This window comes from Butyricicoccus pullicaecorum DSM 23266 (assembly GCF_900167005.1).
In the GTDB taxonomy this organism is placed as follows: domain Bacteria; phylum Bacillota; class Clostridia; order Oscillospirales; family Butyricicoccaceae; genus Butyricicoccus; species Butyricicoccus pullicaecorum.
On the sequence record NZ_FUXW01000009.1, the window covers coordinates 1 to 22305 of the forward strand.

The following is a 22305-nucleotide window of genomic DNA, read 5'->3' on the forward strand; positions in this document are numbered from 1 at the left end:
TGGAAGTAATAAGTAATAGTGAAGAGTGAAGAAGTAGGGAGTGCCGCAAGCGGCACGGATTTTATGTGTGTGATGTTTTTAACTTATTCCTTATTCACTATTCACTTTTCTCTAATATTTTTGCTCTTACTGGGACTTGTGGAAGTAATAAGTAATAGTGAAGAGTGAAGAAGTAAGGAGTGCCGCAAGCGGCACGGATTTCATGTGCGGCGTGTCTTTACTTATTCCTTATTCACTCTTCCCTATTCTCTATTCTGTTCGGGGGTGCTGAGTTATGTCTAGTCCGCTTGGAGATAAATCCAAAGCCTTTGCCTTGGAAATTATCAAAATATGCAATGAGGTCAAGCGTTCCAAGCGAGAAAGCGTGCTTACCAATCAACTCATTCGCTCGGGAACCAGCATCGGCGCGAATATTCGAGAGGCATTCTATGGACATAGCCGGGCAGATTTCGTCGCCAAACTCCAAATTGCCTTGAAAGAATGTGCAGAAAGCGAATATTGGCTGGAACTTCTCATTGAAAGCGAATATTATAACGATTCTGCGATTCTGGAACAGTGTGTCGAGATGAAAAAACTCTTGATTTCATCTATCAATACTGCAAAAAAGAATATGAAATGAGGGCATTTACTCTGTTTGGATGCTTTCCATGAATTGAAAGGACACGATCATAATCGTGTTCTTTTTTCTTACCTCAATATATAAGATAAATTTATAGAAAAATCACAATTCTTAATTTTATTTTATTGACACTTAGCGTTATAATTAGATCAGAAAGAAACAGATACACCATGTATCACAGGAAGGAGCGCTTTCATTATGTATGACATCCTTATTATCGGTGCAGGCCCTGCTGGTATCAGCGCAGGCATCTATGCAGTCAGCCGCGGCAAGAAGACCCTGGTTCTGGAGCAGGCGCAGGTCGGCGGCATCATCGGCAAGGTCTCGACCGTCACCCATTATACCGCTCTGCAGGCACAGGAAACCGGCGCAACCTTCGCTGCTCGTATGAAGGAGCAGGCACAGGCTGCGGGCGTGGAAATCGCTTATGAGACGGTCACCGGCGTAGAGCTGACCGGGGATGTCAAGACCGTGCACACCGACAAGGGAACCCATCAGGCACGCCGGGTCATTCTGGCAAACGGCGGTACACCCCGTAAGCTGGGCATTCCCGGAGAGATCGAGCTTGCCGGCAAGGGCATGGGCCTGAACGCACCGCGCGACGGCGCAGCGTATACCGGAAAGAACATCTATGTCGTCGGCGGCGCAGATGGTGCGGTCAAGGAAGCGCTGTATCTGGCATCATTTGCCCGTCAGCTGACCATCATTCACTTTGAAGACCAGCTGGGCTGCATCCCGGAGTTCCGCAATAAGATTGCGGCTGCGGATAACATCAAGCTGTGCCTGGGTTCGCGTCTGCACGCGGTACATGGCACCGATCAGGTCGAGCGTCTGGAAATCATCAGCGAGCACGACGGCACGGTGCAGACCATTGAAGACCCCGGCTGCGGTATCTTTGTCTACGCAGGCGTGACGCCCAACACCCAGCTGTACACCGAACTCGACTTGCAGGATGGCTACATCGTCACCAATGATAAGATGGAGACTTCGGTGCCGGGCGTATACGCAGCCGGAGACATCCGCGCAAAGCAGGTGCGTCAGGTAGCGACCGCGGTATCGGACGGTGCAATCGCCGCGATCAACGCTGCGCTGTAATACATTTCTTTCGTCAAGTCACTCCCCAACCATTTTCCTTTCCAATCTCCCTCTTGCGCACCGTCCCGCATATCCCCTAAAATGAGGACATCCCCTTTCGGGATGTCCTTTTTTATATTCTTTGAAAGTTCTGAAAAAATTTTTTAAGATTCTCCAAACTATTTGCCGCCTGCTCCGGTCTTACTATTCGAAAGGAGGCGCACAGTACCTCATGCAGCTGCTAAAAAAACATCCCGCAATCAGCGAAGAAACGTTTCTTGAACTGATCGACGCAAAGAAAGATTCCTTTTATCGCGTCGCTTATAGCTATACACGCCATCGGGAGGATGCCCTCGACGTGGTGTCTGAGAGCGTGTGCAAGGCCTACACCCATTTGCACCACCTCAAAGACCCGGATTCCTTTTATCCCTGGTTTTACCGCATCCTGTCCAACACCGCGCTGACCTTCGTCAAACGGCACCGCCGTTTCGCCTCGCTTGAGGACTGGGACGAAAGCGTCACACCGATGGAGCAAACCGCCGAGATCCTGGCCATGCGCGAAGAATTGGCGCGGCTGGAGCAGAAATACCGCGAGGTTTTGATTTTGAAATTCAATCAGGATCTTACGTTCCGGGAGATCGCAGAACTGACCGGAAAAAATGAAAATACCGTGAAAACGATCTACTATCACGCACTTGAATTACTGAGAGAAAGGATGAACCCACATGAAACGACCGAATGAAAGCGAGTTGCTGTACGTTGAAATTCCCGAAGAGCTGGACGCGGCCATTTTGCGTGGAGTTCAGAATGGTAAACGCATCATGAATCACAAGAAGTATGTTCAGAGAACGGTGGCAGGCGCTGCCGCAGTATTTGCAATTTTTGTCGGCAGCATCAACGCCTCCCCTGCCCTGGCTGCAAATTTGGAAGACGTCGCTGTATTGGGCTCGCTCGTGCGCGTGTTCCGCTGGAATACACCTGAGGCCGAAGGCGGTCAGACCGACGTGACCGCAAAGGCTGCGGTATCCTTCCAGAGCGGTGCGGACAGCGAACAGCTGACCTTGACCTTTGACGCGGCGAACGCTGCCGCATACAAGGCGAGCCTCGCCCACTTCCCCGAGACCGTCACCCTCACCCTGCCCAGTACGCAGGAAGTCGGCGTGCTCGAGGAGGTCAACCAGGCACGTGAAAACAGCCGGTTTATCAAGTCGGTCTACGTGCTTGGCCGCGCAGACGGCGCATCGCAGGTACAGATCGAGTTTGACGTAACGGCTGACGTTGCGGTCGAGGAATATAAGGACCCGGGCAGCATCGTTGTCCGCCTCAAGGAAGGCGAGTTTGTCGGTCAGAACGTGTACTCGCTGCGCACCCTGTCTATGGATCAGGACGCGCTGACCAAGATGCAGAAGGACTTCCCCGACGCACGCATCCTGCGTGACGACGGCGAGGGCTGGCTGCTGGAGGTCGGCCAGTACGACAGCGAGCAGGCCGCACAGGACGCGCTCAAGGCGCAGTCTGCACCGGACAGCCTGATCGTCGAGACCCGCTTCGGCAACAACGTCCCGGCGCACTATGAGAGCATGGAAGCGTTCCAGGATGCCAAGCTCGAGACAGAGTATAGCCAGCTGCTGAACCAGTCCATGACCATCGACCCCATTCTGGACTTCCTCGACAAGCACATGGCGCAGGCTTCGGACAGCGTCAAGGATACGCTGCTGCGCGGTCTGACTGGTTTTATCCGGGATGATGCATCCAAATACGATCTGGATGCGCTGAATCGCTATTATCAGATGGCAGGACAGGACATTCATCAGGCACTTGCCGCTTGATCCTCCTTTTACCCCTTTTCTTTTCCCCTTTTTACCTCTTTTTACCGTCCCTGTCCCGCATATCCCCCAAAAAAGATGCCCTCCCGCCGGGGGCATCTTTTTTTGCATACGTGGAAACGATTTGCCCTGCTCATCCGTCTTATGAGTAAGAACCCTTGTGAATCACATGGAAAGAAGGCGACGACAATGAAACGTACACTCTCTTATTTACTCATTTGTGCATTGACGCTGGGATTGCTGGCCGGCTGCGGCGCACCTGCCGACGCTGCCACCGAACAGCAGCCCGCTGACGAACCGACAACAACGACAACCGAGCAGACGGCACAGGATACGGTGACGCTGGACGGCCTGACCGGCCTGCTGGGCAAAACCGACGCGGAACTGACCGGGACACTTGGAGAAGGCACCGAGAACTGGACGAGCGATAAGTCGTTCTTTATCGGACGTACCTACGCGGTCACGCTGGAGGACAGCGCCGCGACGCTGTACACCATCGCACAGGACGATGAAGCGCGCACGGTGCAGTCTCTGTCGGTGTGGTTGAGCGACGGCAGCACGGAGGTCAGTGAGGAGAACGTAAACGGCTGGATTGACACGCTGACGGCGTATATCGGCGCGGACGCAGAGGTGAGCGGGCCGTCCGAGGGCGGTGCACAGGCCTGGCACTGGAGCCGCGACGCGGTCTACTATGACTTGCAGCTGCTCGACCAGATCCTGACCCTGTCCATTCAGGCTGTGACCGGTGGGGAACTGCAATAAACGATACAGACGGGAAAAGGACGTTTCCAGAGGGAAACGTCCTTTTTTTATGGGGAATTGGAACTGAGATCGGGAAGTGAAGTTTGGAGAGGGAAACCGAAAATGGTCTCAGAATGGGACAATATGAGACGTTTTGTAAGGCTTCTGTAACTACCATTGCGGCCTGTCCTGTGTTATGCTTAAACAAACGAACAGGAGGGACGTACGATGCAGGAGAGACAGAAATTCGCACATTGGCATGCGCGTCTGCGGCGCAAGATGATCCTGTCAACTGTGGGTATTTTGATCTGGGCAGGGCTGGCAGTTTTATCCGGCTGGCTGTATATCCGTTTTACCGGCGTGGATATTTTCCGCACACCGCTGGGCCGACCGCTGGCGCTTGCGGTGTTGGCGCCGATCGTGGTGACGGTGATTATGCAGCGTAAGTGGCTGCATTGCCCGCATTGCGGGAGAGCATTGGAGCCCCAGCCGTTCCACGTGCCGGATATGTGCCCGGCGTGCGGAACACAGTTTGACGAGGAGTAAGGGACGCACCCATCCCGCCCGCGGGCGAAATAAAGCTTTCGCTCAAGCCTTTCTCGAAAGGCTTGCGGAGTCTTGAGGCAGAGCCTCAAGTCGCCCGTCGCAACGGGCGAAACTCCCCTTTTGATTTTCGCTTTTGCGAAAATCAACGAAAAAAAGAATAAAAAAGCGCGTCCGCAGACGCGCAATTCTCTGGAAAGACCGTCCGAAGGGACGGTCTTTCCTTTTTTGTTTGTTTTCATTGAAACCCGGGTCGGACACCGGGTTTCAAAAAGAGATTCCGCGGCTTGCGAGCCGCGTCTCAGGGCTCTGCCCTGAGAACCCGCAGCCTTTCGAGAAAGGCTGGCGAAAGCTTCAATGATTGGTGCGGTGCTTACTCTTGGGCTTCAAGTGCGAGCTGATACAGTGCATTTTTCTTAACGCCCAGATCAGCCGACACCATTTTGACCGCATCCTTGAGCGTTTCGCCGTTCTCAATGCGCTTTTCTACCGCTTCCAATGCGCGTGCCATGCGATCATCTTCGGCGTCCTCGTCCACGACATCGGGTGCACCTTCGACGATCATGACAAACTCACCGCGCGGAGCGGTTTCGGCGAAGTACGCGACCGCCTCCGCCAGTGTCATGCGCAGCGTTTCCTCGTGCAGCTTGGTGAGCTCACGGGACAGCGAGATACGGCGGTCACCGCCGAAAGCCGCACACAGATCATCCAGCGTCGCACGCAGTTTGTGGGGTGCTTCATAGAAGATCATAGAGCGTTTTTCGTCTTTGAGCGCGTCGAGGTGTTCCCGACGGGCTTTTTTGTTGACCGACAGGAAGCCCTCAAAGCACCAGCGGCCGGTGGGCAGGCCGGAAGCGGCGAGTGCGCACACAGCGGCGCAGCATCCGGGGATGGGGATGACGGGCACGCCCTCGGGGGCGCACAGGGCGACCAGATCCTCGCCGGGGTCGGAGACCGCAGGCGTACCGGCGTCGGTAACCAGCGCGCAGTTTTCGCCCCCAAGCAGGCGGGCGAGGATTTCCTCACCGCGCTGACGGCGGTTGTGCTCGTAGTAGCTGACCAGCGGTTTCTGGGGCAGGTCGAGGGCGGTCATGAGTTTTTTGGTCACGCGGGTGTCCTCGGCGGCGATGAAATCGACCTCAGACATGACCTCACGGGCGCGAGGGGAGAAGTCGCCGAGGTTGCCGATGGGCGTGGCGACCAGATATAAGGTACCGGGCATAAAGAGACCCCTTTCTGTGAAGATAGCGGGAAAAGATGGATTTATTTGCCGTAAATGGCGCGGTATTCGTCCGAGAGCTCACCGTCCGGACGGCAGACCAGCAGGGGAGGCTCGACGATCAGGCCGTCACCCGCGCCGCGCTTGGCCGACACGAGGACGGCGGACGGGGCAGACTGGGCGGTCTGGTGGACGAAGCGCAGGCGCTTTGGCGTAAAACCGCGGGAGGCGAGACCGGACAGCAGCGGACACAGCCGTTCGGGACGGAACACGATGCTGCACTGGCCGCCGGTGGGCAGAACCCATGCGATTGCGTCCAGAATGTCGTCAAGATCGGCGCTCTCGTCCTGTCGGGCGGTCTTGTGTGCGCTGTTTGCGGCATGTTTTCCGGTGTTCGATGCAAAATAAGGGGGATTGCACACGACATACTGCATGGAGGCGTGGGGAAGGAGGCGACGGATTTCGCGCAGATCACCCTGCACGACGCGCACGTTTTGCAGCTTATTTTGTGCAATGGACTGCGCAAACAGGTCAGCCGGGCCGGGCTGGAGCTCCAGACCGGTGATGGTCAGGTCATCGCGCCAGCACAGCAGGGCGAGTGCACCCGTGCCGCAGCCAAGGTCGAGCACGCGGGCACGTTTCGGGATGCGGGCGAAGGCCGAGAGCAGGACGGAGTCCTGACCGAGCTTAAAAAAACGGTCGTCCTGTAACAGGGTCAGACCGTTTGGCAGATGTTCGGCGGACAGCATGGGGCAGGCTCCTTTCGTTGCCGGCGAGGCGGCTCAGACCCGTGCGTCGTCCGGACAGGACGGACACGCGGGCGATTTGTACGCCTTTTGGGGCATTTGCTGTTATTTTTTATGATAACAGAAATGGAATCGGCTGTCAAACTGTGCAGGATTGGGTTTGACAAACCCGCAAAATATGGATAGACTATATTTGATATCATTTTTTCAGCGACTAGAAAAATACAATGATTTTGTAAGAACGAACGAGGAATCAAATCGTGAAAAAAGTAATGCTTTATGAGCACGGCGGCAGCCTCAACCACGGCTGTGAGGCGCTCGTCCGCACCATTTCCGCCATTGCCAAGGAGAAGACCGGGGCAGAGGTCACCCTGTGTTCCTACGCGCCGCGTGAGGATCACGCGTGCAACCTGCAGGAATCGGTGGACACCATTGTCCAGAACGATCAGGTACTGCGCCGTTTTTCGCCCGCTTGGTTTGTCTATCAGTTTGACAAGCGTGTCACCCATTCCAAGGCGCTGCAGGATCGTTTTCTGACCGAAAAGACCTGCCTGCGACTGGCCAAGGACAGCGATGTCTCCATCGCGGTCGGCGGTGACAATTATTGCTATAACAAGGGTCGTCAGTTCTGGCCGACCGACCGTGCGCTCAGAAAGCAGGGCGAAAAGCTCATGCTTTGGGGCTGCTCGATCGAGCCGCGTGACCTCGACGAGGAATTCACCCGCCAGCTGGACTGCTTCGACGTCATCTGCGCACGTGAGTCCATCACGGCTGACGCGCTGCGCGAGGCTGGCCTCGGCGACAAGACCCGTCTGATCCCGGACTCTGCATTCACCCTGGAAACCCGCGAACTGCCCCTGCCCGACGGCTTCCTGCCGGGCAATACCGTGGGCATCAACGTCTCGCCCATGATTATCTCCAACGAGGAGCAGGGCGGCGCGACCATGAAGAACTATGTCACCCTCATCGAGCATATTCTGAAAGAGACCGACATGGCCGTCGCGCTCATCCCGCACGTTGTCTGGAGCTATAACGATGATCGTCAGCCGCTTCGCATGCTGTACGACCAGTTCAAGGAAACCGGCCGTGTGGTACTGATCGAGGACGCGGGCTGCTCCGAGCTGAAGGGTTATATCGCCCGCCTGCGATGTTTCGTCGGCGCGCGTACCCATTCAACGATCGCAGCATACTCGTCCTGTGTGCCCACTCTGGTCGTGGGCTACTCGGTAAAGGCGAAGGGCATTGCCAAAGACCTGTTCGGCACTTATGAGGGCTACACACTGCCTGTGCAGAGCCTCAAGCAGCCGGATGACCTGAAGAATGCTTTTTGCTGGCTGATGGAGCGTGAGGACGAAATACGCGCCCATCTGACCGAGATCATGCCGACCTACGCAGCCCGTGCCAAAGAGGCAGGGGATGTGCTGGCCGAGCTGATGGCTCGCTGACCACCGGCTAACAAAAAGAAGGTTAATTTTTATGTTTCTCCGAGAACTCATTGAGGATGCACGTTCCATTCGCGACCGCGACCCGGCAGCCCGCACGACCGCCGAGGTATTTCTGCTCTATCCGGGCTTTCACGCGGTGATCTACCACCGTTTGACCCATTGGCTGTACCTGCACAAGCGCTTCTTTCTGGCGCGTATGATCTCGCAGTTTGCACGCACCATGACCGGCGTGGAGATCCACCCGGGCGCGACCATTGGCCGCGGCCTGTTCATCGACCACGGTATGGGTATCGTCATCGGCGAGACCGCCGAGGTTGGTGACTACTGCACGATCTACCACGGCGTGACCCTGGGCGGTACGGGTAAGGATACGGGCAAGCGTCACCCGACCATCGGTGACAACGTGCTCATTTCGACCGGCGCAAAGGTGCTCGGCCCCTTCACCGTGGGCAATAACTCGCGCATCGGCGCCAACGCGGTTGTTTTGCAGGAAGTGCCGCCCAATTCCACTGTGGTCGGTGTCAAAGCGCGCGTGGTCAAGATCGACGGCCACAGAGTCCCGTCCTTCGACCTCGACCAGATCCACATGCCCGACCCCGTATCCCAGGAACTCTGCCGCCTCGAACACCGCGTCTACCAGAACGAGCGGCGTTTGGGCCTGCAGGATGATCCGGAACCGCCGAAAACGGTGGAAAACTCGGAAAACGGCGATTGTGATTGATATAAGCACAATTATTTTGTCTAAATTTTACAATTTACAAGCGGTTACAGGGTCGATATAATATAGTATATAACCGAGAAAAATTCTCAATACTATTAAAGGAGGCCCCATCCATGGTTCAAACCAAACAGCGTCAGTTGATCCTGGAGGCCGTCCGTGCGACAAACAGCCATCCGACGGCCGACGAATTGTTCCAGATGATCCGCCGCAAGCTGCCGACCATTTCCCTGGCAACCGTTTACCGCAATCTCAATTTCCTGTCTGATATCGGAGAGATCCGCAAGCTGTCCATGCCGGGCATGCCCGATCGCTTTGACTGGCGGTTAGATCCGCACGATCACATGATCTGCGATGACTGCGGTCAGGTGGTTGATTTCGCCCTCTCGGGTGATCTCAAGCAGCAGATTGCACAGGCCTGCGGTGCACAGGTAGCAGGCTACACCCTGGTTGCCCATGGCACCTGCGCACACTGCATGGAGCATAAGGTATAAAACAAATCGTCAAAGCCGTCCCGACCGGGACGGCTTTTCCTGTATCTACCCTGAGCATGCTCAAACAAAAAGAGAGAACGCGCTTGCGTTCTCTCTTTTTTCTTGTCTTACAGCGCGTCCAGCACTTCGTCGAGCGTCGGGGTACTGCCCTTGGCGACATACGTCGAGGCAAAGACACCGGCGAAATGGACACGGTCGCGGTCGGATAACCCGGCGAGCAGTGCAAAGCAGCTTGCGCCGTTGAAGTGGTCGCCCGCACCGGTCGAGATGCGGGGCTGGGTGACAAAGCGCGTGTCCTCACGGGTCAGACCGTCCGGCGTGCGCAGAAAGGTCTCGTGAATGGTGTGTACGAGAACCTGTTGGATGCCGTACCGCTGGCACAGCGCCTCGGTCAGTGCACCGAGATCATCCAAACCGTCCAGCAGCTTGCGGCCGCAGTCGAGCGCTTCGTTCTCGTTGAGACTGAGCACGACCGTGCGGCGGGTGGCAAAGCGACCGAGGAGCCGGAGCACCTGGTCGAGCTGCTCCGCCGACCGACGGGTGCAGTCGCACAGATCGAAGAAGGCGAAGCGGCTGAAGTTTGCGCGGTCGGGGCGCACGGCACGGTCGTAGACCGCCTGCCATAACGCCTGCGAGGCGTCCAGCTCACTCCAATTGACCAACGCGATCAGCTCGGCCTCGCGGAACAGCTGCTCAGCCTGCGGAACGTGCGCACAGACATCCTGCCAGGGGTCGTCGCTCCAGACGGCATCGGCGGCGAGGAAGACCTTGCCGTCAGAAAACTCCAGCGCGGTGGCCTCACCGGCCGGTGCGAAGCTGTACAGCTTGCACGGCAGGTCGGAGAAGACCGGGTCGATGCCGGGCTGGCCGAGCATACCCACACAGGACACGTCCAGACCGAGCATGCTCGCGGCGCGGGACAGGTGGGGCAGGTTGCCGCCCAGCTGTCGGCGCTCGACGTGCAGCGCGATCGAGCAGCTTTTGCCGCCGTGCTCGACCAGATACTGCCCGAACGCCGGGATGGACTTGAAATACTGCGCGGGTGCGTCGGCAGTCGCGGTGCGCGCAACCGGTCGGGCGATGGTATCGATGAAGCCGTCAAAGCCCACGGTCACACGCCGGCCTGCCGCGCGGCGAAGAAGCTCGCGCATGGTGCTCACAGCAGCGCCGCAGCCGCTTCGTCGGCTACGACATAGCAGTTCGGGTGGTTCTGCAGCACGCTGGCCGGTACTTCATTGGTGACCGGGCCGTGTACGGCTTTCTTGAGAATCTCAGCCTTGTGCGCACCGTTTGCGATCAGAATGACCGTCTTTGCCGCCATGATCTGACGGATACCCTGAGAAATACCCTGGGTGGGATGGAATTTCTCACCGAAATACTTGGTCATGACCTGGAGGGTGGTCTCGCTCAGCGGGATGATGTGCGCGTCCAGATCGAAGTCGACACCGTTCTCGTTGAAGCCCAGATGACCGTTCATGCCGATGCCGAGCACGGATGCGTCGAGCGGTCCGTACTGGGAAATGTAGTCGTTGAGGGCGACGCGCTCGGACTCAATGTCCTCGGCAGCGCCGTTGATGATGTGTGTGCCCGCGAACGGATGCTGTAAGCGGGACAGCAGGTTCTGCTGATTGAACAGGCCGCAAGAGCCCTCGTCCTCGTTAGACAGACCGACCCACTCGTCGAGCGAAACATAGTGCGTGCGCGAGATGTCGACCTTGCCCTCGTTTACCATGTCCGCGAAGACATGTACCATGCCCAGCGGGGTGTCGCCGCCGGGGAAGCTGATCAGACCGTCGGGACGCTTTTTGACCTGTTCTGCTACGATTTCGGCCGCACGGCGGCTCATTTCCTCATAATCCTTGCAAACAACGATATGCATCTTGCGCTTCCTCCGTTTCTCAGTCGATCAGATGGATCTCACGCAGATAGTCCAGATTGCGGCGTGCAGCGGCGAATGCCTGCTCGGTGGTCGCACGCGGCATGTCCTGCTCGATGACGCCGATGCCCTCGAAGCCGATTGCCTCGATGGTGTCGCGCAGCGCATTGAAGTCGATGATGCCGTCGCGCAGATCGCACATCACATCGCGGTCGAATGCGGTATCGGAATCCAGGTTTTGCTCGCGCACAGTGCGGAAAACGTCAAAATCTACGTTCTTAAAGTGCAGATATGCCATCTTGTCGGCATACTTCTTCATAAAGTCAATGGCAGAGGTCTCGCCGCGCTCGCCGTTGCCGTTGACGTAAGCGTGGTGACCGGTGTCGAAGCACAGGCGCAGACCGGTGTAATCCATCAGACGCTCGATCTCGGCCTCGGTCTCGATCATGGTCTTGATGTGCGGATGGTAAACCACCTCAACACCGTACTCGTTCTTGGTAAACTCGCCCATCAGACGGATTTTCTCCAGGAAATTGTTCCAAACCTCAGCCGGGAAGTCAGCCTTTTTCTCGCTGTACAGACCGACGTCGGACTCGTCCATCGCAACCAGATACTTGGCGCCGAACGCAGTGAGACGCTTGCACAGTGCGTCAACCGGTGCGCGGAAGTCGTCGAACGAAGCGTAGCGGTCGAACTGATAGCAGCAAGTGCCCGAGCACACGTCCAGACCGCGGCGGGTCAGCTCTTCGCGCAGGACGGCTTCATCGGTGGGCAGATAGCCGTCCGGGCCGAGCTCGAGTGCCTTGTAGCCAGCGGCAGCGGCCTGATCGAGGAAGACGTTCCAGGGGGTACCCGAGGGGGTGCCGTCTGCGTACCATACGCCCCAGGAGCACGGAGCGGTTGCAATCGTTACTTTGCTCATAGTGATAATCTCCTTTAATAATACAAATAGTTATATAACAACCGTCAAGCAAGCGGCCAGGGAGAAACTCCCCGACCGCTTGTCAAGAGGAGAGCCCGGGAACAGGCAAGGGAACCGTTCCCGTGGCTTGAGAGGTTTTTTAGTTGCAGATGACCTTTTCGGTCTCCTTATCGAAGATATGCATGCGGTTGAGGTCGATGGCGAGCTTGACCTTGTCGCCGCCCTTGGCCTGCACGCGAGCCGGTGCCTTGACCGTGACCTTCTGACCCTGGCAGACCGTGTACAGGAAGACCTCAGCGCCCATCAGCTCGGCGATCTCGACGTCTGCCTCGATGAGGTTGTCGGTTGCATGCGCGAGCACGATGTCCTCGGTGCGGAAGTCCTCAGCGCGCAGGCCGAGCACGACCGGCTTGCCGACATAGGGGCCGAATACGTCCTGGCCGCCCTTGCCCTCGGGGATGGGTACCGAATACTCGCCGAAATCGACGTGGAAGCGGTCGCCGTGTGCCGAGATGGTGGCATCGATGAAGTTCATCTGGGGCGAACCGATGAAGCCGGCAACGAACATGTTGCAGGGCTCGTTGTACAGATTCTGCGGGGTGTCGACCTGCTGGATGATGCCGTCCTTCATAACGACGATGCGGTCGCCCATGGTCATTGCCTCGGTCTGGTCGTGGGTGACGTAGACGAAGGTGGTGCCCAGACGCTTGTGCAGCTTGGTGATCTCGGTGCGCATCTGGGTGCGGAGCTTTGCGTCCAGGTTGGACAGCGGCTCGTCGAGCAGGAAGACTGCGGGGTCACGTACCATTGCGCGGCCGAGTGCGACACGCTGACGCTGACCACCGGACAGCGCCTTGGGCTTGCGGTTGAGCAGGTGCTCGATGTCCAGAATCTTGGCAGCCTCGTGCACCTTGCGGTCGATCTCGTCCTTGGGAACCTTGCGCAGGCTCAGACCGAAAGCCATGTTTTTGTACACGGTCATGTGCGGATAGAGCGCGTAGTTCTGGAAAACCATGGCGATATCGCGATCCTTGGGCGGAACGTCGTTGACCAGCTTGTCGCCGATGTACATTTCGCCGCCGGAGATTTCTTCCAGACCTGCGATCATGCGCAGGGTGGTGGACTTACCGCAGCCGGACGGGCCGACCAGGATGATGAATTCCTTGTCCTGAATTTCCAGGTTGAGGTCGGGAATGACCTCAATATTGCCCGGATAGACCTTTTTGAGGTGTCGCATGGAGATATTTGCCATAACGGGAAAGCCCCTTTCTGTTTGTGAGTCAAAAAAATATATGCAGATAGGCAGGACGCGGCACGTCCGCGCTTGTTTTACTGATAACAGGATAACACTGGGAACAAGGCGAGACAATGGCAAAAAATTGATAAAGCTAGGATTGTTTTGACGATTTTGTGTCAGAAACAAGTGATTCAGAAACAGAGAGCAAAGCGTGCGCGAAGCGGCAAAAAAAGAACGCCCTGCCGGGCGGCAGAGCGTTTGCGGGGTCAGCGGACGAGCAGCGTGATTAGACCGATGATCCACAGGTGAAGCGGATAGAACGCATAGAAAAAGTACTTGGAGAATGCGGTTTTGGGGCCGCGGGTGCCGTCGTACATGGCCAGGAAGGGGATGACCAGCGGGAACATGAATTCCGAGTTGATGGCCAGCATGGTCAGGGTTTCGGACAGGGTGGGGTAGGGGACGAAGGTCATGACGAACAGCAGCGCACCGAGCGCGAGATAGAGCAGATTGCGCAGCAGGATGCGGTCGCGGCACAGGTAGGTGATGAGCATGAAGGGCAGGACAACGATGCCGCCTTCTGCGAAAATGGACGCGAAGAGCACCAGAAAGACCACGCCGCGGATGCGCAGCGGGAGCGGGCCGGAGCCTGCGAGTACGCACAGCATGAGCACACCGAGCGCGAGGGTGAAGAAAATGTTGTTGTGGATGGACAGCGCCGGGTCGGCAGCAATCAGATTGTAAACGGTGTTGCCGGCCGCCATGATGGCTGCCCAGACGAACAGACGCAGGACATAGCGCTTGCGGTCGTGGGTGTAGCGGAAGCCGTCGACCGCGAGAAAAATACACCGACACAGCGGGTCAGAACGTGGAAAACACCGGCAAGTTCGATGGGGAGCAGACCGGGGATGTGGTCGATGTGATCAAAGACCATGAGAATGGCCATAAACAGTTTGAGCTGGAATGCATTGTATTTTGGCAGCATGTCGAAAAAATCCTTTCCTTGTTTTTTGCAGATCGACCATTGTAGCAAATTTGGCAGATTGGGTCAACCGGGACAAATAAATCTTAAAGAATCTTAAATAAATCATAAGAATTTGGGCGCTAGATCACGATTCTCGCAGGCGCAGTTTGAAATTCTATCGCGCCTATGGCGCGCATGAAATTTCATAAAAAGTCGCGACATGTGCGTGACTTTTTATACAGCAAAATGCCCGGAGCCGCTCATTTATGCGCGGTTTCGGGCATTCTTCGTCCAGAGCGCAAAGCGCGGCGGACGCCTGCTCATCGAAAAACAACAGTTTTTCGATGATTGTAAAAAAAGCCGCTCCTCGAAGGAGCGGTTTCATTGGAGGGGGCCTGCATCGTCCGCCGGACGGCGGATGAGCCATCCGGGCAGGGTTGGACGGAACAGGAAAGGGGACAAAAATTAAGTACCAAAGTAAGAGAAATGCATGAAGTCGCGCTTTTTGGACCATGCATCACCGCCCCAGGCAAAGCCGTGGCGTGCGAATGCGCGGACAACGTCGCCACCGGCGGGGATGGAATACGGATCGTCGCCGGGTGTCCAGTGGGAACCGGTGGTGATCTGTACGATGTTGCCGGATGCGTCAATGGTGCACTCCATGTTCTCCATGTAGTTGATATCGATCGCCGTGCCCTGACGGTGTTCGGATTTGGTGCTGGTGCGCCAGGAATAGCCGCCCACGTCCTTGATGGGGAACTTTTCGTCGCCCTCAAAGATTTCCTGGAAGACGGCCTGGATCTCGTCAGCGATGGCCTCGTTGACCTCGATGGTGCGGATGGCCGGGGTTTTCTGACCGCTGGACATGAGCGACCAGACCTGCACCTGAACCTTGACCATGTGCGACTCCGCGGTTGCCTGATCGGTGTAGTAGCTGCCGCCCGGGCCGAAGACCTGTTCCATCTTCTGCTCGACCGTACCCGCGATGGCAACCGGCGTGGGCATGGTCAGATTCTGGTCTGCGCCGTACTCCTCAGCCAGTTCTTCGCGCTCTGCGTCCGAGAGGTTGTCCTCTTCGGAATCGTCCTCCACGTTGGCTTCGGGGTTATCCTCGACGGCAACCGGGTTGGTAATCATCTCGGAGGGCTTGAGCGGTTCTGCGTCGAAGGTGTCCAGGAAGCGGCTGGCCATGATGAGCGCCTGCTCACGGGTAGCAGTACCCTGAGGCTGGAGCAGGGTGATGGTCTGACCGGCCTGTTCGGGGTCGTTCGAGACGGTCGCCTCGACGCCCTTAATAATACCGGTAGACAGCATGGTCTCGGTGGCGGAAACTGCGTAATCGCGTACCTCGCCGCCGTCGGGGAAGGAGAAAGCCGAAACCGTAGCGGTGGGCTTGTCCACTTCGCATTTTTCGCGCACGCTGTCCAGAATCACACAGAGATCCTGACGGCTGACCGACTCGTCGGGTGCAAAGACACCGTTTCCGCGTCCGGAAATGAGGTTCATCTCGTATGCGGTGTTGACATCGGGATCATCGCAGTCATCGAAATAGACTTTGGTGGTTCGTTTGACCGCCGTTTCGCGCTCGGCCTCGTATAGATTGAGGGCGACCGCGCAGAATTCCGCGCGGGAGACCGAAGACTTGGCGGCAAGCGCGGCGAATGTATCGGGCATCAGACCGGCGGCAGAGGCTGCCATCACGTCGGGTTCAGCCCACGACGATACATCGGTCAGCGCATTGCCGGGCGGGACAAACGAACAGGCCATTGCGGTCATAATCAGCGCGCAGAGCGCGCGGGAATGCTTCATGGCAAAAAACTCCTTTCAGCAAATGTCAGAGCAGGCTGTTCGAAAAATTACAATATGGTTACAAAGTCATTACACCACATTTTACCCTTTCTGTCAACCTTTTTCGCACAAATCCAGGTTTTGCGTGTACGCAGGATACAAAAAGGCAAAGTTGTGGATAAGTCTGTGCAGGGTGGGGATTCTGATTACAGGGTCACGCGCGAGCGTCCGGGAATTTGGTCGGAAAATCAAACTTTTTTTGTGAAATTCCCGTCGAAAACGCGCGTCCGGGAAGTTGTGCACATCATCCACAGACTTATCCACAAAGTCTGGGGATAATCTGGGGATAACAAAACGTAATCAGCCCATACGGTCGACGGTGCGGTAGCTGAGTGCTTCTGCGATGTGCGGTGCACCGATGACGTCGGCGCCTGCCAGGTCGGCCACCGTGCGCGCGACGCGCAGCAGACGGTCGTACGCGCGGGCGGTCAGACCCAGACGGTCGAAGGCAGCCGCGAGCATGTCCTGCCCGGCGGTATCGACCGGACAGCAGTCGGCCATGTGAGCGGGCGGAATATCGGCGTTGACGCGGATACCCAGATCGCGCAGACGGTCGCGCTGCCGCTCGCGTGCGGCCAGCACCCGGGCACGGATGGCGGCTGACGTTTCCTCGGTGCGCTCGCCCCGTGCGGCGAGTGCGGCATAGGACACCGGCTGCACGGCGACCTGTAAGTCGATGCGATCCATGAGCGGCCCGGAAAGCCTGTGTATATATTGTTGTACGGCGGCGGGTGAGCACACACAGCGCGGCGTGCCGTACCAGCCGCATCTACAAGGGTTCATCGCGGCGATGAGCTGGAAGCGGGCGGGGTAATCGACCTTGCCGATGGCGCGGGAGATGGAGACCACCCCATCCTCGAGCGGCTGGCGCAGGACTTCGAGCACATCCTTATGAAATTCGGGGAACTCGTCGAGGAAGAGCACACCGTTGTGTGCGAGCGAGATGTCTCCGGGCTGGGGCAGACGGCCGGGACGACCGGTACCACCCGCGAGTGCCTGTGCCGAGGTGGTGTGATGGGGCGCACGCACCGGGCGGCCGACCATGCGCGCGGCCTGCTCGCCCTGACCGAGCGCCGACCAGATGCGGATGACCTCCAGCCGTTCGTCGGGTTCGAGCGGGGGCAGGATGGTGCAGAAGCGCTTGGCCATCATGCTCTTGCCCGAACCGGGTGAACCACATAATAAGATGTTGTGACCGCCGGCGGCGGCGATCTCTAACGCGCGCTTGACCGTCTGCTGACCGAGGACGTGGCAGAAGTCCAGCGCATCGTCCGCGGCTGCGGGCGGCGCAGGCGGCGGACAGGGAGACAGGACAACGCCGCGATAGAGGTGGTTTAATAATGTAGTCAGGGTGGGAACGGGGAAGACCTCGATGCCCTCGGCGTACGCGGCCTCGGCGGCGTTGTCCGCCGGGACGTAGGCGCGGCGCAGACCGGCATCCCGCGCGGCCAGCAGCATGGACAGCACACCGGACACCGGGCGCAGCGCGCCGGTCAGCGACAGTTCACCGATAAATAGAGCGTCGTCCGGCGGCGGGGCGATCTGCCCGGAGGCCGACAGGATGGCCAGCAGGATGGGCAGGTCGTACACCGGGCCTTCTTTGCGCACGTCGGCGGGCGCGAGGTTTATGGTCACGCGCGAGACCGGCCATTCGTACCCCGCGAATTTGACCGCCGCACGCACGCGCTCACCGGCTTCGGAAACCGCCTTGCCGGGCAGTCCGACGATATCCAGACGCGGCAATCCGTTTGAGAAGAAACACTCGACCGAGACAATGTAACCCTCGATTCCGGAAAGCCCAGCCGCGTGTACCAGAGAAACCATACCCAAACCTCCCCGAAAAAGATCAATTATATGATACTAATATAATACACTTTTGCCTTGATTGCCAATCTTTTTCAGAAAATCGCAGAAGAATTGCAAAAAACTCACAAGCGAAGGTTTACATTGGCAGGCCAATTGTGATAAAATACGTTAGGTAACGTATTTTGTTTTTAGAATGCACGCAGTCCGTTCTGCGCCGTTCTGCTTTTTTCGTCAATCCGTAATTTCCATCAAGGAGGATTTCACAACATGGCAAGAAAAATGAAGTCCATGGACGGTAATACTGCTGCGGCTCATGTGTCGTATGCATTTACTGAAGTCGCGGGTATCTATCCGATTACCCCCTCTAGCCCCATGGCAGACAACGTTGACCAGTGGGCTGCCGCTGGCCAGAAGAACATCTTCGGCAACACGGTTAAGGTAATCGAGATGCAGTCCGAGGCAGGCGCAGCCGGTACGGTTCACGGCTCGCTCGCTGCAGGCGCTCTGACCACCACCTACACCGCTTCTCAGGGTCTTCTGCTGATGATCCCGAACATGTACAAGATCGCAGGCGAGCTGCTCCCCTGTGTCTTCCACGTATCTGCGCGTACCGTAGCTTCGCACGCGCTGAACATTTTCGGCGATCACTCTGACGTTATGGCTTGCCGCCAGACCGGTTTCGCAATGCTGTGCGAGACCAACCCGCAGGAAGTCATGGACCTGTCTGCTGTTGCTCATCTGGCAACCATCAAGTCCCGTGTTCCGTTCATCAACTTCTTCGACGGTTTCCGTACCTCGCACGAGATCCAGAAGATTCAGGTTTGGGATTACAGCGACCTGGCTGAGATGTGCGATATGGACGCTGTTGAGGCGTTCCGCAAGCGCGCTCTGAACCCGGAGCATCCGGTCATGCGCGGCTCGCACGAGAACGGCGACATCTTCTTCCAGCATCGTGAGGCCTGCAACAAGTTCTACGACGCCGTACCGGGCATCGTTGAAGAGTACATGGCAAAGGTCAACGCAAAGCTGGGCACCAACTATCAGCTGTTCAACTACTACGGCGCACCGGACGCAGAGCGCGTCATCATCGCAATGGGCTCCATCTGCGACGTCGCTGAGGAAGTTATCGACTACCTGACCGCTCAGGGCGAGAAGGTTGGTCTGGTTAAGGTACGTCTGTACCGTCCCTTCGCTGCTGACAAGCTACTGGCAGCTATCCCGGAGACCGCAAAGAAGATTGCAGTCCTCGACCGCACCAAGGAGCCGGGCGCACAGGGCGAGCCTCTGTACCTCGACGTTGTTACCGCTCTGCGCAACGCAGGCAAGAACGACATCGTTGTTACCGGCGGCCGTTACGGTCTGGGTTCCAAGGATACTCCTCCGGCATCTGTCTTCGCAGTATACGAAGAGCTGGCTAAGGACGAGCCCAAGCACATGTTCACCCTGGGTATCAACGACGACGTAACCTACCTGTCTCTGGAAGAGAAGCCGGCTCCGAACACCGCAGCCGAGGGCACCACCGAGTGCAAGTTCTGGGGTCTGGGCGGCGACGGTACCGTTGGTGCAAACAAGAACTCCATCAAGATCATCGGTGACCACACCGACAAGTATGTACAGGCATACTTCCAGTACGACTCCAAGAAGACCGGCGGCGTTACCGTATCGCATCTGCGTTTTGGCGACAAGCCGATCAAGAGCCCGTACTACATCAATAAGGCTGACTTCGTTGCTTGCCACAACCCGTCCTACATCACCAAGCACTTCCCGATCGTGCGTGACGTAAAGCCGGGCGGCGTATTCCTGATTAACTGCCAGTGGACTCCCGAGGAGCTCGAGCATCATCTGGCAGCTTCCGAGAAGCGCTACATCGCAAAGAACAACATCCAGCTGTACACCATCAACGCAATCGACCTGGCAATCGAGATCGGTATGGGCAAGCGCACCAATACCATTCTCCAGTCCGCATTCTTCGCACTGGCTAAGGTTATGCCTTCTGAGGACGCAATCCGCTTCATGAAGGAAGCAGCAACCAAGTCCTACCTGAAGAAGGGCCAGGATGTCGTTGATATGAACCATAAGGCAATCGACGCTGGCGCAACTGCATTCGTTAAGATCGACGTACCGGCATCCTGGGCTGACGCACAGGACGAGGCAAAGGGCGAGAAGCTGCAGGGCCGCGAGAAGACCGTCAAGATGGTCGAGGAGATCATGGAGCCGGTTGGCCGTATGGACGGCGACTCTCTGCCGGTATCCGCATTCGCTGGCGATCATGTAGACGGTACCTTCGAGCAGGGCGCTGCTGCATACGAGAAGCGCGGCGTAGCTGTTACCGTTCCGACCTGGAACCAGGATACCTGTATCCAGTGTAACCAGTGTGCATACGTTTGCCCGCATGCTACCATCCGTCCCTTCGCTCTGACCGAGGAAGAGGCTGCTGCCGCTCCGGAGGCTGCACGCATCGTCGACGTCAAGGCTGGCAAGGGCAAGGGTGTTTACAAGTACACCATGGCTGTTTCTCCGCTCGACTGCATGGGCTGCGGCGTCTGCGTAGGCGTTTGCCCGACCAAGTCCCTGACCATGGTTCCGCAGGAGCAGGAAGCTGCACAGCAGGACGTATTCGACTACATGGTAGCAAAGGTTTCCGAGAAGGCAGACATGGTTTCGAACAAGTCTGTCAAGGATTCCCAGTTCAAGACCCCGCTGCTTGAGTTCTCCGGCTCTTGCGCAGGCTGTGCTGAGACCGCTTACGCTCGCCTGATCACTCAGGTTTGCGGCGATCGCATGTATATCTCCAACGCAACTGGCTGTTCGTCCATTTGGGGCGGCCCGGCTGCTACTTCTCCGTACACCGTTAACAAGGAAGGCCGCGGCCCGGCTTGGGCGAACTCCCTGTTCGAGGATAACGCTGAGCATGGTCTTGGTATGTACTACGGCCAGAAGGCGATCCGTGAGCGCCTGATCGGCAAGCTCGAGGAGATGGCTCAGAACGACCAGACTCCGGCAGAGGCTAAGGAAGCAATCGCGAAGTTCCTCGAGACCAAGGACGACGGCGAAGCAAACGCAGAGGCTACCAAGGCTCTGGTTGCTGTACTCGAGAAGGGTGCAGAGGCTGGCTGCGCACTGTGCAAAGAAGTTCTGGCTGAGAAGGAATACCTGTCCAAGAAGTCCATCTGGATCTTCGGCGGCGACGGCTGGGCATACGACATCGGCTTCGGCGGTCTGGATCACGTTCTGGCTTCCGGTGAGGACGTCAACGTTATGGTATTCGACACCGAGGTTTACTCCAACACCGGTGGACAGGCTTCCAAGGCAACCAACATCGGCGCTGTTGCTCAGTTTGCTGCTGCTGGTAAGCAGATCGGCAAGAAGAGCCTGGCTGAGATCGCAATGAGCTACGGCTACGTATACGTTGCTCAGGTTGCTATGGGTGCAAACCCGGCTCAGACCCTGAAGGCAATCGCTGAGGCAGAGGCTTACCATGGCCCGTCCCTCATCATCGGTTACGCTCCCTGTGAGATGCACTCCATCAAGGGCGGCATGACCAACTGCCAGAAGGAAATGAAGAAGGCAGTTGACTGCGGTTACTGGAACATGTTCCGCTTCAACCCGGCACTGAAGGCTGAGGGCAAGAATCCGTTCATCCTCGAGTCCAAGGAGCCGACCACCAGCTACCGTGACTTCATCATGGGCGAGGCTCGTTACTCTGCTCTGACCCGTTCCTTCCCGGAGCGCGCAGAGAAGCTGTTCACCGAGGCAGAAGAGGCTTCCAAGAAGAGATTTACTCATCTGCAGAAGCTGCAGGCTCTGTACAGCGTAGACTAATCGCATAGATGGTTTTTAAGAGACCGTCCCTTCGGGGACGGTCTTTTTTTCACGAAAAGCACCGCAGCCAAATTGAAGTTTTCGCTCAAGCCTTTTTCAAAAGGCTTGCGGGTTCTCAGGGCAGAGCCCTGAGACGCGCTCCGCAGAGCGCGGAATTCCCTTTTTGATTCCGGCTCATGCCGGAATCAACCAAAAATAACAAAAAAGCGCCGCCCGCAGGCGGCAAGACTCTCTTGCGGCTGAAAGCCGCTCATAAAACCGTTCCGAAAGGAACGGTTTTCTTTTTTGTATGTTTTGATTGAAACCCGGGCCGGACACCGGGTTTCAAAGGGGAATTTCGCCCGTTGCGACGGGCGACTTGAGGCTCTGCCTCAAGACTCCGCAAACCTTTGAAAAGGTTTGATC

20 protein-coding genes are annotated in these 22305 nt (G+C 57.1%); 10 read left to right on the forward strand and 10 right to left on the reverse strand.

Annotated features, from left to right (window positions below):
* Nucleotides 1-274 precede the first annotated feature (274 nt).
* The 6 genes from B5D52_RS12025 (at nt 275) to B5D52_RS12050 (ending at nt 4806) form a co-directional block, all read left to right on the forward strand.
* Complete coding sequence (locus B5D52_RS12025; RefSeq protein ID WP_016148969.1) at nt 275-619, forward strand: four helix bundle protein; 345 nt, start codon at nt 275-277, stop codon at nt 617-619.
* Nucleotides 620-817: 198 nt separating this feature from the next.
* Nucleotides 818-1714: an NAD(P)/FAD-dependent oxidoreductase gene (locus tag B5D52_RS12030; protein ID WP_016148970.1), complete on the forward strand. Its 897-nt coding sequence runs from the start codon at nt 818-820 to the stop codon at nt 1712-1714.
* Between the two features lie 211 nt (nt 1715-1925).
* A complete protein-coding gene (locus B5D52_RS12035) occupies nt 1926-2435 on the forward strand; it encodes an RNA polymerase sigma factor (RefSeq protein WP_016148971.1) in 510 nt (169 codons plus the stop codon).
* Nucleotides 2419-3522: a DUF4179 domain-containing protein gene (locus tag B5D52_RS12040; protein WP_016148972.1), complete on the forward strand. Its 1104-nt coding sequence runs from the start codon at nt 2419-2421 to the stop codon at nt 3520-3522. Before B5D52_RS12035 ends, B5D52_RS12040 begins: the two co-directional genes overlap by 17 nt.
* Nucleotides 3523-3708: 186 nt before the next feature.
* A complete protein-coding gene (locus B5D52_RS12045; protein ID WP_016148973.1) occupies nt 3709-4281 on the forward strand; it encodes a hypothetical protein in 573 nt (190 codons plus the stop codon).
* Between the two features lie 207 nt (nt 4282-4488).
* Nucleotides 4489-4806 (forward strand): hypothetical protein, encoded by a 318-nt coding sequence (locus B5D52_RS12050; protein WP_016148974.1) that lies wholly within the window; start codon nt 4489-4491, stop codon nt 4804-4806.
* Nucleotides 4807-5176: 370 nt separating this feature from the next.
* Here the strand turns inward: B5D52_RS12050 and rsmI are convergent, their stop codons facing one another.
* Both rsmI and B5D52_RS12060 read right to left on the reverse strand, forming a co-directional pair.
* A complete protein-coding gene (gene rsmI / locus B5D52_RS12055; RefSeq protein ID WP_016148975.1) occupies nt 5177-6025 on the reverse strand; it encodes a 16S rRNA (cytidine(1402)-2'-O)-methyltransferase in 849 nt (282 codons plus the stop codon).
* A gap of 41 nt (nt 6026-6066) precedes the next feature.
* Nucleotides 6067-6771, reverse strand: coding sequence for a tRNA1(Val) (adenine(37)-N6)-methyltransferase (locus B5D52_RS12060; RefSeq protein WP_016148976.1), 705 nt, complete (start codon nt 6769-6771; stop codon nt 6067-6069).
* A gap of 257 nt (nt 6772-7028) precedes the next feature.
* On the opposite strand from B5D52_RS12060, the gene B5D52_RS12065 reads away from it, so the two are divergent.
* From B5D52_RS12065 to B5D52_RS12075, 3 genes are all read left to right on the forward strand, one after another.
* On the forward strand, nt 7029-8213 hold the full coding sequence (locus B5D52_RS12065; protein WP_016148977.1) for a polysaccharide pyruvyl transferase family protein: 1185 nt from the start codon (nt 7029-7031) through the stop codon (nt 8211-8213).
* A 31-nt stretch (nt 8214-8244) separates the two neighbouring features.
* Nucleotides 8245-8934: a serine O-acetyltransferase EpsC gene (gene epsC / locus B5D52_RS12070; RefSeq protein ID WP_016148978.1), complete on the forward strand. Its 690-nt coding sequence runs from the start codon at nt 8245-8247 to the stop codon at nt 8932-8934.
* Nucleotides 8935-9047: 113 nt separating this feature from the next.
* Nucleotides 9048-9425, forward strand: coding sequence for a Fur family transcriptional regulator (locus B5D52_RS12075; protein WP_016148979.1), 378 nt, complete (start codon nt 9048-9050; stop codon nt 9423-9425).
* A 107-nt stretch (nt 9426-9532) separates the two neighbouring features.
* Here B5D52_RS12075 and B5D52_RS12080 read toward each other — a convergent pair whose 3' ends face one another.
* The 8 genes from B5D52_RS12080 to B5D52_RS12110 all read right to left on the reverse strand — a co-directional run bounded on the left by B5D52_RS12080 (nt 9533) and on the right by B5D52_RS12110 (nt 18096).
* A complete protein-coding gene (locus tag B5D52_RS12080; protein ID WP_143149507.1) occupies nt 9533-10576 on the reverse strand; it encodes a carbohydrate kinase family protein in 1044 nt (347 codons plus the stop codon).
* 5 nt (nt 10577-10581) lie between these two features.
* Nucleotides 10582-11304: a glucosamine-6-phosphate deaminase gene (locus tag B5D52_RS12085; protein WP_016148981.1), complete on the reverse strand. Its 723-nt coding sequence runs from the start codon at nt 11302-11304 to the stop codon at nt 10582-10584.
* A 19-nt stretch (nt 11305-11323) separates the two neighbouring features.
* Nucleotides 11324-12223, reverse strand: a complete 900-nt coding sequence (locus B5D52_RS12090; RefSeq protein WP_016148982.1) for a sugar phosphate isomerase/epimerase family protein — start codon at nt 12221-12223, stop codon at nt 11324-11326.
* A gap of 139 nt (nt 12224-12362) precedes the next feature.
* On the reverse strand, nt 12363-13475 hold the full coding sequence (locus B5D52_RS12095) for an ABC transporter ATP-binding protein (RefSeq protein WP_016148983.1): 1113 nt from the start codon (nt 13473-13475) through the stop codon (nt 12363-12365).
* A 251-nt stretch (nt 13476-13726) separates the two neighbouring features.
* Nucleotides 13727-14305, reverse strand: a complete 579-nt coding sequence (locus B5D52_RS12100) for a TraX family protein (RefSeq protein WP_330365118.1) — start codon at nt 14303-14305, stop codon at nt 13727-13729.
* Nucleotides 14194-14445, reverse strand: a complete 252-nt coding sequence (locus B5D52_RS16565) for a hypothetical protein (protein WP_016148985.1) — start codon at nt 14443-14445, stop codon at nt 14194-14196. The genes B5D52_RS12100 and B5D52_RS16565 overlap by 112 nt, the downstream gene beginning before the upstream one ends.
* A 444-nt stretch (nt 14446-14889) precedes the next feature.
* Entirely contained in the window at nt 14890-16233 is a 1344-nt protein-coding gene (locus B5D52_RS12105) for a M15 family metallopeptidase (RefSeq protein ID WP_016148986.1), read from the reverse strand.
* Between the two features lie 339 nt (nt 16234-16572).
* Nucleotides 16573-18096: a YifB family Mg chelatase-like AAA ATPase gene (locus tag B5D52_RS12110; RefSeq protein ID WP_016148987.1), complete on the reverse strand. Its 1524-nt coding sequence runs from the start codon at nt 18094-18096 to the stop codon at nt 16573-16575.
* 249 nt (nt 18097-18345) lie between these two features.
* Between B5D52_RS12110 and nifJ the strand changes: the two genes are divergently transcribed.
* A complete protein-coding gene (gene nifJ, locus B5D52_RS12115; protein ID WP_073993848.1) occupies nt 18346-21900 on the forward strand; it encodes a pyruvate:ferredoxin (flavodoxin) oxidoreductase in 3555 nt (1184 codons plus the stop codon).
* The last annotated feature ends 405 nt before the right edge of the window (nt 21901-22305 follow it).

What these genes read in the sequence shown, in the direction of transcription:
- B5D52_RS12025 (WP_016148969.1), top strand. Translation starts at nt 275, where the DNA reads ATGTCTAGTCCGCTTGGAGATAAATCCAAAGCCTTTGCCTTGGAAATT.
- B5D52_RS12030 (WP_016148970.1), top strand. Translation starts at nt 818, where the DNA reads ATGTATGACATCCTTATTATCGGTGCAGGCCCTGCTGGTATCAGCGCA.
- B5D52_RS12035 (WP_016148971.1), top strand. Translation starts at nt 1,926, where the DNA reads ATGCAGCTGCTAAAAAAACATCCCGCAATCAGCGAAGAAACGTTTCTT.
- B5D52_RS12040 (WP_016148972.1), top strand. Translation starts at nt 2,419, where the DNA reads ATGAAACGACCGAATGAAAGCGAGTTGCTGTACGTTGAAATTCCCGAA.
- B5D52_RS12045 (WP_016148973.1), top strand. Translation starts at nt 3,709, where the DNA reads ATGAAACGTACACTCTCTTATTTACTCATTTGTGCATTGACGCTGGGA.
- B5D52_RS12050 (WP_016148974.1), top strand. Translation starts at nt 4,489, where the DNA reads ATGCAGGAGAGACAGAAATTCGCACATTGGCATGCGCGTCTGCGGCGC.
- rsmI (WP_016148975.1), bottom strand. Translation starts at nt 6,025, where the DNA reads ATGCCCGGTACCTTATATCTGGTCGCCACGCCCATCGGCAACCTCGGC.
- B5D52_RS12060 (WP_016148976.1), bottom strand. Translation starts at nt 6,771, where the DNA reads ATGCTGTCCGCCGAACATCTGCCAAACGGTCTGACCCTGTTACAGGAC.
- epsC (WP_016148978.1), top strand. Translation starts at nt 8,245, where the DNA reads ATGTTTCTCCGAGAACTCATTGAGGATGCACGTTCCATTCGCGACCGC.
- B5D52_RS12075 (WP_016148979.1), top strand. Translation starts at nt 9,048, where the DNA reads ATGGTTCAAACCAAACAGCGTCAGTTGATCCTGGAGGCCGTCCGTGCG.
- B5D52_RS12080 (WP_143149507.1), bottom strand. Translation starts at nt 10,576, where the DNA reads ATGCGCGAGCTTCTTCGCCGCGCGGCAGGCCGGCGTGTGACCGTGGGC.
- B5D52_RS12085 (WP_016148981.1), bottom strand. Translation starts at nt 11,304, where the DNA reads ATGCATATCGTTGTTTGCAAGGATTATGAGGAAATGAGCCGCCGTGCG.
- B5D52_RS12090 (WP_016148982.1), bottom strand. Translation starts at nt 12,223, where the DNA reads ATGAGCAAAGTAACGATTGCAACCGCTCCGTGCTCCTGGGGCGTATGG.
- B5D52_RS12095 (WP_016148983.1), bottom strand. Translation starts at nt 13,475, where the DNA reads ATGGCAAATATCTCCATGCGACACCTCAAAAAGGTCTATCCGGGCAAT.
- B5D52_RS16565 (WP_016148985.1), bottom strand. Translation starts at nt 14,445, where the DNA reads ATGCTGCCAAAATACAATGCATTCCAGCTCAAACTGTTTATGGCCATT.
- B5D52_RS12105 (WP_016148986.1), bottom strand. Translation starts at nt 16,233, where the DNA reads ATGAAGCATTCCCGCGCGCTCTGCGCGCTGATTATGACCGCAATGGCC.
- B5D52_RS12110 (WP_016148987.1), bottom strand. Translation starts at nt 18,096, where the DNA reads ATGGTTTCTCTGGTACACGCGGCTGGGCTTTCCGGAATCGAGGGTTAC.
- nifJ (WP_073993848.1), top strand. Translation starts at nt 18,346, where the DNA reads ATGGCAAGAAAAATGAAGTCCATGGACGGTAATACTGCTGCGGCTCAT.